Origin of the sequence: Rummeliibacillus suwonensis, assembly GCF_007896435.1 — a bacterium.
Classification (GTDB): Bacteria; Bacillota; Bacilli; order Bacillales_A; family Planococcaceae; genus Rummeliibacillus; species Rummeliibacillus suwonensis.
Map to the genome: position 1 here is coordinate 1,217,807 of NZ_VCBL01000001.1, position 15,606 is coordinate 1,233,412.

At 35.6% G+C, this 15,606-nt stretch carries 16 protein-coding genes; 8 read left to right on the plus strand and 8 right to left on the minus strand.

Annotated features, from left to right (window positions below; translation table 11 throughout):
- Positions 1-118 precede the first annotated feature (118 nt).
- Complete coding sequence (gene tnpA / locus FEU33_RS05675) at positions 119-595, plus strand: IS200/IS605 family transposase (protein ID WP_146548446.1); 477 nt, start codon at positions 119-121, stop codon at positions 593-595.
- Between the two features lie 200 nt (positions 596-795).
- Here tnpA and FEU33_RS05680 read toward each other — a convergent pair whose 3' ends face one another.
- The gene (locus FEU33_RS05680; protein WP_146548447.1) at positions 796-1,716 is read right to left on the minus strand and encodes an alpha/beta hydrolase; all 921 of its coding nucleotides are present in this window, start codon (positions 1,714-1,716) and stop codon (positions 796-798) included.
- 493 nt (positions 1,717-2,209) lie between these two features.
- Between FEU33_RS05680 and FEU33_RS05685 the strand changes: the two genes are divergently transcribed.
- The gene (locus tag FEU33_RS05685; RefSeq protein ID WP_146548448.1) at positions 2,210-2,464 is read left to right on the plus strand and encodes a hypothetical protein; all 255 of its coding nucleotides are present in this window, start codon (positions 2,210-2,212) and stop codon (positions 2,462-2,464) included.
- Between the two features lie 461 nt (positions 2,465-2,925).
- On the opposite strand, the gene FEU33_RS18695 is transcribed toward FEU33_RS05685, so the two are convergent.
- The 3 genes from FEU33_RS18695 to FEU33_RS05695 all read right to left on the minus strand — a co-directional run bounded on the left by FEU33_RS18695 (position 2,926) and on the right by FEU33_RS05695 (position 4,750).
- Positions 2,926-3,078: a hypothetical protein gene (locus tag FEU33_RS18695; RefSeq protein WP_186731326.1), complete on the minus strand. Its 153-nt coding sequence runs from the start codon at positions 3,076-3,078 to the stop codon at positions 2,926-2,928.
- A complete protein-coding gene (locus tag FEU33_RS05690) occupies positions 3,075-3,437 on the minus strand; it encodes a hypothetical protein (RefSeq protein ID WP_243881352.1) in 363 nt (120 codons plus the stop codon). Before FEU33_RS05690 ends, FEU33_RS18695 begins: the two co-directional genes overlap by 4 nt.
- Before the next feature lie 227 nt (positions 3,438-3,664).
- Positions 3,665-4,750 (minus strand): CotH kinase family protein, encoded by a 1,086-nt coding sequence (locus FEU33_RS05695; protein WP_146548449.1) that lies wholly within the window; start codon positions 4,748-4,750, stop codon positions 3,665-3,667.
- A gap of 276 nt (positions 4,751-5,026) precedes the next feature.
- On the opposite strand from FEU33_RS05695, the gene FEU33_RS05700 reads away from it, so the two are divergent.
- Both FEU33_RS05700 and FEU33_RS05705 read left to right on the plus strand, forming a co-directional pair.
- Positions 5,027-6,553 (plus strand): DEAD/DEAH box helicase, encoded by a 1,527-nt coding sequence (locus tag FEU33_RS05700; protein WP_186731327.1) that lies wholly within the window; start codon positions 5,027-5,029, stop codon positions 6,551-6,553.
- Between the two features lie 32 nt (positions 6,554-6,585).
- Positions 6,586-7,365 carry a YqhG family protein gene (locus FEU33_RS05705; protein ID WP_146548451.1) on the plus strand — a complete coding sequence of 260 codons (780 nt, stop codon included), beginning with the start codon at positions 6,586-6,588 and terminating at the stop codon, positions 7,363-7,365.
- A gap of 191 nt (positions 7,366-7,556) precedes the next feature.
- Here the strand turns inward: FEU33_RS05705 and FEU33_RS05710 are convergent, their stop codons facing one another.
- Positions 7,557-8,828, minus strand: coding sequence for a glycoside hydrolase family 18 protein (locus FEU33_RS05710; RefSeq protein WP_146548452.1), 1,272 nt, complete (start codon positions 8,826-8,828; stop codon positions 7,557-7,559).
- 420 nt (positions 8,829-9,248) lie between these two features.
- Here FEU33_RS05710 and FEU33_RS05715 point away from each other — a divergent pair, with 420 nt between their 5' ends.
- A complete protein-coding gene (locus FEU33_RS05715; RefSeq protein ID WP_146548453.1) occupies positions 9,249-9,845 on the plus strand; it encodes a hypothetical protein in 597 nt (198 codons plus the stop codon).
- A gap of 210 nt (positions 9,846-10,055) precedes the next feature.
- Here FEU33_RS05715 and FEU33_RS05720 read toward each other — a convergent pair whose 3' ends face one another.
- The gene (locus FEU33_RS05720; RefSeq protein WP_146548454.1) at positions 10,056-10,595 is read right to left on the minus strand and encodes an ECF transporter S component; all 540 of its coding nucleotides are present in this window, start codon (positions 10,593-10,595) and stop codon (positions 10,056-10,058) included.
- A 519-nt stretch (positions 10,596-11,114) separates the two neighbouring features.
- Between FEU33_RS05720 and nadB the strand changes: the two genes are divergently transcribed.
- From nadB to nadA, 3 genes are all read left to right on the plus strand, one after another.
- Positions 11,115-12,695 (plus strand): L-aspartate oxidase, encoded by a 1,581-nt coding sequence (gene nadB / locus FEU33_RS05725; RefSeq protein WP_146548455.1) that lies wholly within the window; start codon positions 11,115-11,117, stop codon positions 12,693-12,695.
- Positions 12,664-13,530 carry a carboxylating nicotinate-nucleotide diphosphorylase gene (gene nadC, locus FEU33_RS05730; RefSeq protein ID WP_146548456.1) on the plus strand — a complete coding sequence of 289 codons (867 nt, stop codon included), beginning with the start codon at positions 12,664-12,666 and terminating at the stop codon, positions 13,528-13,530. The genes nadB and nadC overlap by 32 nt, the downstream gene beginning before the upstream one ends.
- Before the next feature lie 234 nt (positions 13,531-13,764).
- The gene (nadA, locus tag FEU33_RS05735) at positions 13,765-14,724 is read left to right on the plus strand and encodes a quinolinate synthase NadA (protein WP_146548457.1); all 960 of its coding nucleotides are present in this window, start codon (positions 13,765-13,767) and stop codon (positions 14,722-14,724) included.
- 257 nt (positions 14,725-14,981) lie between these two features.
- Here the strand turns inward: nadA and FEU33_RS18700 are convergent, their stop codons facing one another.
- Positions 14,982-15,158, minus strand: coding sequence for a hypothetical protein (locus FEU33_RS18700; RefSeq protein WP_186731328.1), 177 nt, complete (start codon positions 15,156-15,158; stop codon positions 14,982-14,984).
- On the minus strand, positions 15,159-15,593 hold the full coding sequence (locus FEU33_RS05740; protein ID WP_186731329.1) for a MarR family winged helix-turn-helix transcriptional regulator: 435 nt from the start codon (positions 15,591-15,593) through the stop codon (positions 15,159-15,161).
- Between the last annotated feature and the right edge of the window lie 13 nt (positions 15,594-15,606).

The window sequence follows — 15,606 nt, forward strand, 5'->3', positions numbered from 1 at the left end:
GAAAACCCCTTGCTATGCGAGGGGTTCTAAAAAGCTTTTAGCTATGGACAATAAAAAAACCCCGGTCGTACAATGGAGTGAGGTCTAGCCAACCGACTCTGTACGAAAGGGGATCCAAATGGATAATAAAAGTTTAGCACATACAACATGGAATTGTAAGTATCACATTGTTTTTGCACCAAAATATAGAAGACAAATTATATATGGAAAGATAAGAGCAGATGTAGGGAAAATATTACGCCAATTATGTGACAGAAAAGGCGTTGAAATAATAGAAGCAGAGGCTTGTCCTGACCATATTCATATGTTGGTAAGTATTCCACCAAAATTAAGTGTTTCATCCTTTATGGGATATTTAAAAGGAAAAAGTAGTTTAATGATTTTTGACCGACACGCAAACTTAAAATATAAGTATGGCAATCGGAAGTTTTGGTGTCGAGGATTCTATGTAGATACAGTAGGCCGGAATAGGAAAGTGATTCAAGAGTATATAAAAAATCAATTACAGGAAGATATTTTGGAGGATCAAATGACGATGAAAGAATTCATTGATCCTTTCACAGGTGAGGAAATAAAACCTAAAAAGAGGAAATAATAGAACCACTTTAGTGGTAGTGTGAGAACGGAGTGCGGTTGGCGGATCTTTCAGTATGTCTTTAGACATGGGCCAGTACCCCAGCGTTTCACGCGCAGAGCAAACCACCAGTTATACTGGTGGTTTTGATTGTTTTTTAATAGTAGTCTATTTAGCGATTGCTAGGTAGCTATACTATTTCGTTTGTAGTTACACATTCATTAGTGCTGTTGAAAAAATTCTGCAATGAGTTCAGTCGTTTTTTTCGTATCTTCTTCAAAGAATTCCATTTTACTAAAATAGCTATGAATAAGCCCTGGCATCACGACATGTTTAGCTTCTATTCCTGCTTCACGAAGTCGAGTAACATAGGCAATCCCCTCATCCAATAAAACATCAAATTCTGCAGCAATCAAAATGGTCCGTGGAATTTTACTCAAGTCTTTTGCAATTAGCGGAGACACAGAAGGATTATATTTTAACTTTGAATCTTTGATATATTGATTGATAAACCAAACCATGCCTTTTTGATCCAAGCCATATCCCAAACCGAATTTTTCGTAAGAGGATGTATGAAAGTTAATATTAGTGACAGGATAAATAAGCGCCTGTCCAGCTATTTCTGGCCCGTTTTTATCGGCTGCCCATTGTGAGACCACAGCTGCAATATTACCACCAGCACTATCACCTGCTACATATAATTTCGATAAATCCACATGTAAAGATTTTGCATTTTTTGCAACCCAAAGAAGGGCATCATAACTATCTTGAATTGGGGTTGGAAATGGATATTCAGGTGCAAGTCGATAATCGACAGATACAACTACTGATTTTGAGGAAACTGTTAAGTAGCGACAACCACCATCTGCATAATCGGGGTTACCGAAAACCCATCCTCCACCGTGATAGTAAATAATGATTGGAAATGGACCAGTTCCAACAGGTGTATAAATTCGCACCAAGATTTGTGCGCTATCAGATACCGTGATTAGTCGATCTTCAATAGAGGCAATTCCTTCAACTGACACCTGGTGAATGGGTGCAGCAGCTCTTTCTGCTCTAGCTTCCTCAGGTGTTTGTTCATAATACTGTACACCTTTATGTGCTTCTATATATGCTAATGATCCTTTTGCTAAGGTCATGTGATCGCTTCCCTTCAAGTTAACTATAATCATATTATACCACAAATTGTATTAATCCTATTGAATAACTATGTTTTAGATGAAATTAATTTATAAAAAAGAAATTAATGTTGCTATAATAGAAAAATTAGGGAATTAGTATCCATAACTGAAAACCCACAAATTCACCACTAAGTAGATGCCGATTATGAAACTCTATGTATCCATTCACTAGACTCTGCTCTGCTATATCCTTGTTTGAGGTGAAATGAAATGCATGAACTTCATAGGAGAGTGTTGAACGAAAGAAAACAAATGATTTATGTATAGTTTAGAACAATTTGTAATTATAATACGATTCAACTGTATTGTCACGAAATATTTGCAATATTATTTGTGTAGTTTAATTTCTTAGATACATTTCGTATTTGATAATAAAAAATAGAAAATTGAAACTATTTCATGATGTTTTACGTATTCATGTTGATAAACTTATTTTGAGGAAGTGAATGAAGTGAGCTTACAATCAAAAGGATTTTTTGTTGGATTAGCAGCTTTCATTGTTACAACGGTTGCATTGGTTTTGATTGGTCAAAAATTTGCCATTTATTGGCTGACATTTAGCTATACGTATGATAATCAAGCAGAAGGATTATATTTTACAGTAGAGCCAGTCATGCCACTTATTCTCGGTTTAATGATGTCTATGATTACTGAATGGATATACATTAGAAATAGTTCTAAGAAAGATAGCATGCATCAATCTTAATATCCTTTCTCATAAAAATCTGTTTGCATTCAGGGTATTTTGAATACGTTTATTCATTTGAAGATGACCAATCATCAAGTTAGACAGACCCTTTAACTAAGAAACTATTATTTTATCCCGCTTTAACGGGCAGTAAGACCCCCCATCTCAAGATTTGGAAAGAAACGAGAAAGATAGATGGGGATGAACTGCCCGTAAAAGTCCGATTGGTTTGGGCGGGCAGGATGTTGGTCCCTCAGGTGTTGCCACAGGACGTGGCGCTTTTCACTTCCGTTCCTCTAGTTCAGAGGGGGATGAGGAAAACCCTCACTGATGGAAGCTTCACTTTATCCCGCATGAACAGGCAGTAATCCCCACTTCAAGTTCCAGTAAAAAGTGTGAGAAACTGCCGTAAAAGTCGGATTGATTGAACTAACATTCAGTTAGGGATGAAGGAAAACTTCACCATGAGAAGTTTCACTTTATTCCAAGTCCAGTTCAACTTCAGATAAATTTTCTATATCAGTTGAACCAAATACTAGCATAAACAGTAATACAGTCAAAATGACGGAGCCCGTAAAACCCTTACCATTGAAACCCTTACCATTTGAATTTTTTCGATCAAATTCGCTCATGAATTATCTCCTTTATCCATTTTTTGCTGAAAGGCTTCAAATATTTCATCAAACGTTAAATCACCGTTTTCTTCAAAGAAGTCAGCTAATGGGTCGGATTTTTTCTTTTTATTGGATTGAAATTTGCCTATTAAATTAACCGTAATGATCGTAGAGCCACGAAATAATCGTACAGAGTCCACTTTTAATTTTCCTGAAAGCAACAATGCAGCTGCAACCAAATCTATATGTTTTCCTTCCGTTAAATCTTCCAACGAAAAATCAGAGATGGATCGGTGTTTTTTGAATTTCCGTGAATTTGTATTTTGAGATTGTTGATTGGATTTGTTTCTATTATTGTTGCTATAGTGATGCTCCATTCAAGAAAACACCTCCTCAAACTATCTTATGTCTGCTAAAAAAACTTGTGAATAAGCAAAAAAGATCCATTTTAAAAACGTTTGAAGGACAGCAGCTTTATCCAACAGTGAAGAGCAGTAAGTTCCTCCCACTTCAAAACTCAAGTAAAAAGAAAGGATAAGTGGAGGTCTTGACCGCCTATAAAAATCAGATCGATTGTGAGAAGATTCGCTTTGTTTCATCCGAATTAATAGAGGTTTTTCAGATTTGCTTTTAAAAAAAGATTGCGATTACGGACAAATTGTAGAATCATTTCTGGTTCATAATCAAAGATATCAATATTGTCATTGATATATGGATCGAGGAGATAATAAGGTCTGATAAGATCATGAAGGGCTGCTACCTTGTCTTCCAAATAGTTGACTGTATACTTTGTCTCCAGGATTTCTTCTAGCTTCTCTTTATATATTTTACGGAAGTCAGGTATCTCTAATAATCGATCTTTTAGCATATTGCCGGGTTTTCCTTCAATAGGAACATATTTGTGATCCATAATGCCACCACTAATTTTACGCCCCCATGTCGCGTCATAATCCCAAGGCATAATTTCAAACAAGCCGTTATCACTATTACGATATAAAGAATAGTTATGGTTGAAACCGTCATTATTCATGGTACAAACTACTCCAACTAACCAATTAAAGTATTTTTCTATATTTATATAATTTTGGATGTGATAATGGAAATCTTTCCTATGCGTATTGTTAATAACTGTGATCAAATCAATAAGGTATTGGTCATCCGAAAGTAATCCATTTGCTCGTTGCATACCAGAAAGGAGAGATCTTTTTCGTCTGCCATCTCTTTCAAAAGAAAAATTTGCATCATTATTAGTGGCATAATAAATGGGACCAAGAGGAAGATTTCTTTTCTGTAAGAATAAGTCATCAACAGATTCTAATTGTAAATAAATGCCCCTAAATGTTTCATTTCGAAAAAAATTGATATGTTTGCAATCTGGTGCAAGGACGCCTAAATCCTGAAAAAAATCAAGAGAGAGCTTATTGCGCATAATGGAAGGATCTTTGTATTCTGCGTTAAGATGAATAGCATGTGCTCCTAAGATGTTATTGGCATTTTTAAAATGAACAATGTATGACCTTTTGCGGAATTTCCTTGTGTATGCCCCTCGATAACCGAGTCGAATTTTATAATCTATTTGATCAATCATCAATTTGGCAGGAGCGGCATAATCATTCAATAAATTTTCTCTCAATATATTTAACTCATCTTCGTCGATCGTTAATATATAAGAAGGTACAATTTCTGACATATCATCACCTACCTTGTTGCGGACTATCATAAAGGTAACAAAAGCCTTCCCCAATCACTTTGACTAAGGAAAGCTTTCATGAATAGAATTAGTGTCTTATGTTAAAGGAGAGTAGATTATATACTATGCTGTCATCGTTTATTTACTTAGTTTTTTGTCTTGTATACATACATAAAAATGTTCAAAATAATTCTTTTATTTATTTTTCATGAAATAAACATAGTTAAAGCTTTTTGGGACAAGTTAAATGAAAGAATAATAATTGAGGTGATGATCATGATGATTGAAAGATCGCCTGATTGGGAAGAAGGATTTGCCGAAAGATTAGAGCAACATAATTGGGACAGTTGGACATTATATAATATGTGTTACGAAATTGAAAAAGCAAATCTTATCACTGAATTTACAGGACTTCAATCTCCCAAATACTTACCTAACTTAACTCCTCTTCCTCATCAACTAGATGTTGCTCAGACTGTCATTGAAAAAATGAATGGAAAGGCGATATTGGCGGATGAAGTAGGACTTGGAAAAACCATTGAAGCAGGTTTGATCTTGAAAGAATATCTCATAAGAGGACTTGTGAAAAAAGCATTAATATTATCGCCGGCTTCACTGATTAATCAATGGGCTGAAGAATTGAACAACAAATTTTATATTCCAGCCACTCCGTATAAAAAGAGATGCTCATTAGAACATATCGATATTGTTATTATGAGTATGGATACCGCTAAAAAAAGTCCCCACAGAGAACTCATTTATGATCAGGATTACGACATGATTATTATTGATGAGGCCCACAAACTTAAAAATCACAAAACGAAAATTTATGAATTTGTGCAAAGTTTGAAGAAAAAATTTTGCTTGTTACTAACGGCTACGCCGATCCAAAATGATGTTTTTGAATTATTTTATCTTATTTCTTTACTGAAACCAGGGCATCTTGGAAATTTCGATGTATTTCAAAGAGCCTTTTCAGCGAGTAAGCACAATTTCGAAAACGATGAATTTTTGAAAGAATTGGTCAACCAAGTGATGGTGAGAAATCGAAGACAGGATACAGGCATAGAATGGACAAATCGTTGTGTTCAAAACATCCTCGTTCATTTTACAAAAGAAGAAAGAGAAGTGTATGAGATGTTTCCTCAATTGAGGGATGTGTCATCTGTCTTTTCAGAAACATTTTCCATGATTACTTTGCAAAAGGAAATGTGTAGTAGTAAGGAAGCTTGTAGTTTGACATTAGAAAATATGAGCCAAAACTGTAGTGATGAAGATAGTATCCAGTTTGTAAAAGAAATGATGGAGAAGTTAATGTCATTGGAGATTAACGCGAAGGCAGAAAAGGCATATGAGATTATTTCAAAAGCGAATGATAAGGTCATTATATTTACAGAATATCGTGCAAGTCAAATTTATCTCCAATGGTTTCTTCATACGAAAGGAATCAAAAGTGTCCTATTTAACGGGAAATTCAGTAAAAGTAAAAGAGATTATATGAAACGACTTTTTCAGGAGCAGGCACAAGTTTTGATCGCAACAGAAGCGGGCGGAGAAGGTATCAACCTTCAATTCTGCCATCATGTGATCAATTATGATCTACCATGGAATCCGATGAAATTAGAACAACGGATCGGGCGTGTTCATAGGCTTGGACAAGAACATGATGTGCAAATTTATAATCTTGTTATTGTTGATACCATTGAGCAGAATATTTTAGACTTACTTCAAACAAAAATTGATGTTTTTGAAAAAGCGGTAGGCGAACTAGATGAAATTTTAGCGCTTAAAAAGTCCATGTAAATAGGGTAAGAAACTTAGGAAGGAAGGAAAATATGTTTCCTAAACAAGTTCACAGATATTTAAAAGATTTTTTTCAAGAAACAGATTGTCAAGTTATAGAAGAAGGCGAGCAGTATTTAACTGTACAGTTAACCATTGATATGGATAAGAGGATCATGAATCGACCTTTTTACTGGAAATATATTGAAAGTACAAACGGAGTCCCATCCCCCTCTCAATTGACCCTGATATCAGATCAAAATAATCTGAAAGATGATGTAAAAGGTGAAGTGATTCACTTTGGTTCCTATCGTTTGAACCAGCTATTTGAAGTTACGAAGGAGCTGGGTGCATATGTACAGATGTTTGAACGACTAAGTATATATGACGATCCGTCCATCTTAACGCCCTATTTAGGTGTCAATTATAAAGTGTCTTACTTTAGCGATAAAACGAAAGAAACGCTTTACTCTTTAGGAATTAATTTGATGACAGGTAAGATTATTGAGGACTTTCATGATATCGTTACTCAAATCGATCTAGTTTCAGATGTTCCACAAAAGGCGATCCCTCTGCAATATATCATCAAGCCGGTACGAGCAATCAATCGCTTGGATGCAGTGATTCAACATACCATCCAATTAGACGATCATACATGGATAGAAGAAGCAAAAAAAAGATGGAAAAGAGATCAAAGAGTATTGGAATATTTTTATCAAGATACAGAAGAAAAGCCGGATTGCTACGAAATTGAAGCAAAAGCTTTAGAAGAAAGATATAACGCCAAGGTCAAAATGGAAATTATTAATGGTGGATTATTTTATTTGAAATAAGCTGAATAGGGGAAAATATATTTCTTTATGACATCAAGTCCAGTGCAATTCATTTGCATAGGACTTTTTTCAATTGATACATAATTTTTATGCTTTAAAGGAATTTGAATTTGTCATGACAATACGAGAATAACAAAAAGGGTATGCTCTAATCATCGGTTGTACCGGATTTTGAACTACCCCTGAAATCGCTATGTTGTTTTTTTGATCGTAAAGTTGGTGTTCAATAACGCCCAATTTTGAGGAAAAGGGAATCCTAATGCCCAATAGCTAACGCCTCTTAGATTGAATTTTTTGATCAGATCAAATTTTGCCTGTGCACTTCTAGCGTCTTCAAACCAAACTTCATGCTGTTGCCCATCTTCATCTGCATAGCGGTAGTATGGTGATTGCGCGGTTTCATCAAAATAAATAGTAGCCCCATATTTTGCTGCACGTTGAATCGCCTCTTGTGGACTAAAGGTTTCAGCCTCTTGCCCCGCAACATGAGGGATTTTCCAATCTCTCGCATAAATTTGGAAGCCTAAAAAAATCTTATTGGCTGGTATGACCGATAATGCATATTCAACGACTTTTTGGATCTCGTCAATTGGAGAAATGGCTTGCGGAGGTCCTAAACGATAACCCCATTCATATGTCATCAAAATAACGAAGTCTGCAATTCTGCCATGTGCAGGATAGTCATGAGCTTCATATAGTAGTCCTCCTTGATCAGCACTTGTTTTTGGAGCAAGTGCTGTTGAAACAAAATAACCTTTTGGATGAAGTCGATCAACAGCTAGTTGTAAAAAAGTATTATAATTTTCTCGATCAGCAGGTAAAACATTTTCGAAATCAATATTTAATCCTTTATAACCTTTGGCATCCATCACTTTTAAAACATTCTCAATGGTCTTTTCTCTTAGATCTTTATTGGATAAAATGATGTGTGCCACATTAGAGCCCGTTTCAGTAGCTGTAAAATTAGTAATCGACATGAGTGGCGTCACTTGCTTTGATTTGGCAGCATCCAGTATAGCATCATCATTAAAAGGTTCTAATGTGGCATCTTCTTTTACTTTATAAGCGAAGGGGCTCATATAGGTCAGTAGATCGCCAACTTCTTTAATCGATTGTGCGCCCTCTTCTGGAGATTGATACGTATAAGCATTGGATTCGATCGTTGTTTTCGTTCTAGGAATGATTAAAGGTGTTCCAGCATATAGAATAGCTCCAGCAGGGATTCGATTTGCATGGACAATGGCTTGCACAGTTGTACCATACTGATGGGCGATTTGCCATAAGGTTTCTCCATAACGAACAATATGTGTCCTTCCTGAGGTTGGAATAACCAAAGATTGCCCCACTACTAACTCATTTGGATTTTCTAATTGATTCACCTGAATAATAGATTGGATATCCACATGATATTGGGAAGCAATTTGCCAAAGTGTTTCTCCTCTACGCACAATATGTATCTCCAAGACATTCTCCTTCCATACAATATTTCAACATATGATATTCATGTATATGATATAAATAGTAATATATGCATAAAAATATGGCTTATAGAAAATAAATAACCTTGGAACTATCTGTATAAATAATTAGTATGTGAGGCGTACCGATTCGTCTTTTTTATACGACAACAATAGGTAGTAAACATTGTTTTAAGGTTTGCCCGCAGGAAAGCGAGCAAGCCTTCGTTGCAATCAACGAATCTCCCTATTTCTATAGATTAAATTGGATAATCAAGACGCCTGGTAAAATATTTGCATTTATAGGGATAATTTATGATATTATAGGCAAAAGTATATAGAATAGAAGTTTGGAAAATACTGTTGTGTATGAAATACGCTCATATAAATTTAGAAATTAGAGAAAATAAAAGGAGAATTATGATTTTGAAACTTATTTTAGACTTTCTATTTTTAATGATCATTGGATACTATACCTATATGTTTATCCAACTCTTATTCAAAATGAGGAAAAACATTATTTTTCCGACATCAAATGAAGAGTTTAGCGCAATCCGAAAGTATCCGCAAAAACCCATAAACCTTCCCACATATTCAAAGCAAAAGATGGAAATCATTATCTATTCATTTGTGTTGCTATTAACTATAACCATGTTTATCATTGGGGCATTTTACACACAATTTGATGGATCGTTTTATTTATTGTTATTACTTCCATTATCTAATGCACACAATTTGTTAAATCTATTTGCAATTGCAGAAGACGGATTGTTAACAGGTAGTCGCTATGTTGCTTGGCGAAAAATAAAATCATTTTATTTCGTTCCCATTGACAGGAACCACAAGTATTATGGATTTTCAAAAGAGGTCAACAAAGGTTATGAATTAATCATAAAAAAGAGGATTTTTTCAATTAGCTGTATTGTGACATCAGAGGAAGTCAAAGAAAAATTAACTGAGATTTTTGATGAACATGGCTTAAAAGAACAGGAAGAATCTTTATATAAGGTTTCTAGATACTGAATGTCATGATATAAAGTAATGCAGTTAGGATCAAAAAAGTCGGTTTACCACTTTGGGTAAATCGACTTTTTTTTATCCTAAACAAGCAAGAGCGAAAATAGTAAGCGACGGTTCATTCTTTGCTTGAGGAAAACATCATGAAATTTTGCCTTATAAGAATAAACGGGCAGTCAAACCTCCACTGATGGAAGTTTCACTTTATTTTTATTTTTATTTAAACATAGGCACCTTTTTTAACACAATACAAACAGGAATGGAGACGATTATTCCGATAACATTTTGGGCGATATTACCAGGCATAGAGGCTACTGGTGCAATCCAATTATGATATAGAATTCCTTCACATAGATAATAGACAGCTAACATGACTGGAGCAGAAAGGATGGCACCAAGTAAATTGAAAGCGACGCTGTTGCCTTTGCGACCTTTCGACCAAGCAATTTTTCCTGCAATATAGCCTTGTAGACCACGAGCTATAACTGTAAATGGTGCCCATAATGTCCAACCAGAGATTAAGTCAAATAACCCCATTCCGACAGCGCCAGCAATTGCTCCCTTTTTGGGTCCAAATAAAAAAGAGGAGATAAAAAGCATAGCTGTGCCAAGATGAACAAGCCCTCCATTAGAGGCAATAGGAAGTTTGATATTTAAAAAAACAGTAGCCACAAATACAAGAGCAATAAGCATTGCGGTTAAAATCACATTAAAAGTTTGTGAGTGCGAGTTTGAATAACTCTGTGTTTTTTGCATGGTTATAAACCTTCTTTACTTTTTAAATTTACTGATAACGTTAGCAAAAAACTGGCTTATTTAAAAGTATCACTTTAACATAAAATGATAAGGTCAGTTTTAGAATAAAGCGCACTCATACGATCTTTTATGGAGATCCGGGTTAAAGCTTTTCCTTTCTTTTTTCATGCCTCAGTTTTGATGGCAAGCATTTATTTCGCAGGAAATAAATTACGTATCAAGATGCAAGTAACAAGCGGCAAAAGAAATGTAGCAACAATTTCTACTAAAGCTCTATTGTTTTAATTAATCTACAATGTGGGATGAAGAAAACTCATTAGTGAAGTCTCATTTTATAAACAGTTGCTGTTGTTATGAAAAATAAACTGGATATTTTCTTATGGCAAAAAGGTTCAATTAAACAAAAATGAATGGTTTTCCAGAAGAAAAAAGGATCTTTTTATATAAAAACCTTGTTTTTAAGTTAAAATTGTGTAAATATATGTGTCAAGACATCTGTAAACACAGGAGGCGCACATCATGGAAGTATATGATGTTCTAATTATTGGAAGTGGAGTTGCAGCCTTACAATTGGCTACTTCACTTAGCCATGAGAAAAGCGTAAAAATAATCACAAAATCACAAATAAAGAACACAAATTCTTATATGGCACAGGGTGGAATTGCTGCTGCAATGGGAAGCCAAGATGATCCATCAAAACATATTGCTGATACGCTTGAGGCAGGAAGGTTTCATAATAACGAAGAAACTGTTTGTGAGATATTGAATGAAGCGCCGCCTCTCATTGATGAGTTTTCTAAACAAGCCCATATTTTTGATAAGGCGCAAGATGGTTCATTGCTTCTAGGATTAGAAGGAGCTCATAGTGAAAAGAGAATCGTCCATAGCGGTGGCGATGCAACAGGGAAAAATGTAATAGAGCATTTAATGAGCAGACTAACAGAGAATATCGAGGTAGAGGAAAATATTTTTGCTTATCAGTTGATCATTGATTCAAGGTCAAAAAAATGCGTTGGTGTAAAAGCAAAAGATCCAGATGGAACAATTCGCTTTTTTTATGGAGATGCTGTAGTGCTTGCCACTGGTGGTTGTGGTCAACTTTATCCTTTTGCTTCAGGTGCTCCAACTGTTACTGGTGATGGGATTGTGATGGCTTATTTAGCGGGTGCTGAAATTGCTGATATGGAGTTTATTCAATTTCATCCAACTTTATTGTATAAAGATGGAGAGACAAAAGGACTAATCTCAGAGGCGGTTCGAGGAGAAGGGGCTATTATCATCACAGAAGACGGGACTCCAATCATGCAGGGGGTCCATCCATTGAAAGACCTTGCGCCAAGACATATCGTTTCCCAAACTATTTTTAACGCCATTGAAAAAGGCCGTGATGTATTTTTGGATATAAAATCTATCCAAAATTTCCAGCAGCGATTTCCCTCCATCACGGCTATTTGTGAAGCAAATCATATCCAGATAGCGGATGGGAAAATTCCAGTCGTCCCAGGTTGTCATTTTTTGATGGGTGGTATCAAAACAGATGTAATAGGATGCACGTCCATCAATGGATTGTTTGCAATTGGAGAGGCTGCATGTACAGGTCTCCATGGTGCGAATCGTTTAGCTAGTAATTCAATTTTAGAGGGACTTTATCAAGGCAAAAAGTTAGCAAGATGGATCGATACCAGCTTGGATCAACATCCAAATCCTGAGTTTGCAGAAGACATTCCTGCTATTCAAGAAAAAGAAACATTGTTGCCAGATGTTCAAATCTTAAAAGAAATGATGATGAAGAAAGTAGGAATTGTTCGTACAAAAGAACTTTTAGAAGAACAAAAAAATTGGTTGAAACGGTTAAAGCTAAATGATTTTTCAGAGCTTGATGCCTATTCAGTTCCAGATATTACAGCCATTTTTATGTATATTACCGCCTATCTTATAACTGATTCGGCATTGAAGCGGACAGAAAGCCGTGGGGGACATTTTAGAAGTGATTTCCCATATGAAGATAACGACAATTGGTGTAAGAAAACGATTATACAGAAATGCGATCGGGGAAAGGATGTCTATCATGAACAAATTGAAACTGCGCTCGTTGATTGAGCGATTTTTGATCGAAGATATTGGTGAGCAAGATGTCACAACGGATATGATTTTTCCAGACAGTACAGCAGGAAAAATTGTTTTTCTAGCAAAAGAAAAAGGAATTTTTTGTGGGGAAGAGATCATGCGTACAGGTTTTCGAATTCTAAATGATCAAATTAGCATCGAACTCTTTGTTAAAGATGGGGAGCCGATTGATGTTGGACAGAAATTAGCCATTATTTCTGGAGATATTTCTTCACTTTTAAAAGGGGAAAGAGTCATTCTGAATCTTGTTCAACGAATGAGTGGCATTGCTACTTTAACACAAAAAGCTGTAAAAACACTTAATAGTTCCTATACGAGGATTTGCGATACTAGAAAAACAACGCCTGGACTTCGAATGATCGAAAAGTATGCAGTTCGTTGTGGAGGAGGGTATAATCATCGCTTTGGATTATATGATGGCGTCATGATTAAGGATAATCATATTTCATTTGCGGGTTCTATTCAGCGTGCGGTGACATTAGTGCGTGAAAATATTGGGCATATGGTCAAAATCGAGGTCGAAACAGAATCAGAGGAACAAGTTTTAGAGGCGGTTGAAGCAGGGGCAGATATTATTATGTTCGACAATCGTACGCCACAAGAAATCAAAAAAATGATTCAATTAGTTCCCAATCATATCATTACAGAAGCTTCAGGAGGCATTCAATTAAGTAATCTAGCAAGCTATCGAGACACGGGTGTTCACTATATTTCGCTTGGATTTCTAACGCATTCCTATAAAGCGCTCGATATCAGTGTCAAGGTAGAACTTCAAAATGATGAGCGTGAATTGGTTGCATCTATATAGTCGAAGAGGGAGCATGCCTTCTTACGTTATTGATCTCGAATGGGCAGTGGAATCTCCGCATCCAGCTACAAGAAAAAATTTTTCATGACAATTGCTCACAAATGTATACGGAAAAGCTTTTTTACAAAAATGAGATCAACTACAGGGTGTTTAAAAAGTACTGTTCTATAAAATTCATCGTAAAAAGCTCAAGGGAAATTTCGTTTTGTAGTAATCATAGAAAGGAACGTTAAAATGTCAGTTATTGAAATGCAAAGTCGTTTAGTTGAGGAAATTCAAGAATGGAAAGAAAAGCGCAATGCGATCATCCTTGCTCACAATTATGAACTTCCAGAAGTTCAGGATATAGCAGATGTGCTAGGTGATTCTCTGAGTCTTGCACGTGCCACTGTTAATACTTCAGCGGATGTTATCGTGTTTTGTGGAGTACATTTTATGGCAGAAACTGCTGCCATATTGAATCCAGAGAAAACTGTGCTCTTACCGGATCTTGAAGCAGGATGCTCATTAGCAGATTCCATTACAGTGGACCAACTTCGCGCATGGAAAGCACAGCATCCTTCTGCTGTCGTCGTTGCTTATGTCAATACAACTGCAGAAGTGAAGGCAGAAAGCGATTATTGCTGTACATCTTCTAACGCAGTGGATATTGTTCGATCTATTCCCGAAGATAAAGAAATTCTATTCTTACCAGATATGTTTCTTGGCTCTTTTGTCAAAAATGAAACAGGGCGTGACAATATGCACATATGGATGGGAGAATGCCATGTTCATGCAGGGATCGCTCCACATGATGTTGAAGATGTTTTGAAACAGCATCCTAAAGCTGAACTGCTAGTACATCCAGAATGCGGCTGTTCGACGTCTAGTATGTATTTAAAGTCAGAGGGAGTACTGCCAAAGGATAAAACATACATTCTCTCAACAGGAAATATGCTTAAGCATTCTAAAAATTCAATGACGGATGAATTTATCGTAGCAACTGAAGTAGGGATTATTCATCAAATGGAAAAACAAAATCCGGAAAAGCGATTTGTTCCCGCTAATCCAAAAGCTGTGTGCCCATATATGAAAATGATCACACTTGAAAAGGTGTTAGATGCATTGAAAGAAAATAAACATATTATCACAGTTCCATCCGAGACGGCTAAACAAGCTAGTCTTGCTATTGAACGTATGATTTCCATTGGTTAAATTCGTCATAATGGAATTTTGAAAAATGATAAGTACTGTCAAAAAAAGATCTTAGCCTCTTTCATAGCTTAAAATGTTATGGTATCAGGATAAAAAAGAGGCATAGATCTTTTTTTTGGCTTTATCTCGAATCAATAGGGTAAAGCTAATCATTTCAAGATTTCAGCAAAAAGCATGAAAATAAGTTGGGAACAACTGTCTGCATAAGACCAATTGGATATGGATGAAGAAAACCCCACTGATGGAGTTTCACTTTATTATTCATTTAAAAAATGATTGGATTTTTTCGCCTTTTGACTGAGCGTCACCATAATAACAGATGCTACAACAATGCCAGTGATCAAACAATGGTACATATCATTAAAGATAGTGCCAAATATTACTCCGAACAATACACCACTTCCAATAATTTCAATACGTTCTCTTTTTGTCATTTACTTTCTCTCCATTTTTTTTAATAGTTGGTTCACTTTATGAAGAGCAAAGTTTAAGTCGCGACATTCTTCTTCACTTAGCTTGCCAAGATTTTGATGAAATTTGTGATAAATATTTTGCCACTTTTCTTCTTGAGTTTTCTTACCAGTAGGTGTTAATGAAATTAATACTGCACGTTTGTCTTTATGATCTGGTTCTTTTGCCAAATAACCATCCATTACCAAATCACGAATGATGAATGTGAGCTGCTGCTTCGCCATATTTAATCCTGCACTAATTTCTTTCAAGTTTAATGCCTTTTGTTGCATATAAATATACTCAATGACATGGTTTTGCATATGCGTTAATTCGGCAGCATCTTTGTTTAGTTCACTGAAACTGTCAAAGAGAGTAGGGATCAAAGCTATATATTCCTCTGCAATTTCTTTCTCCAAAATAATTTCACCT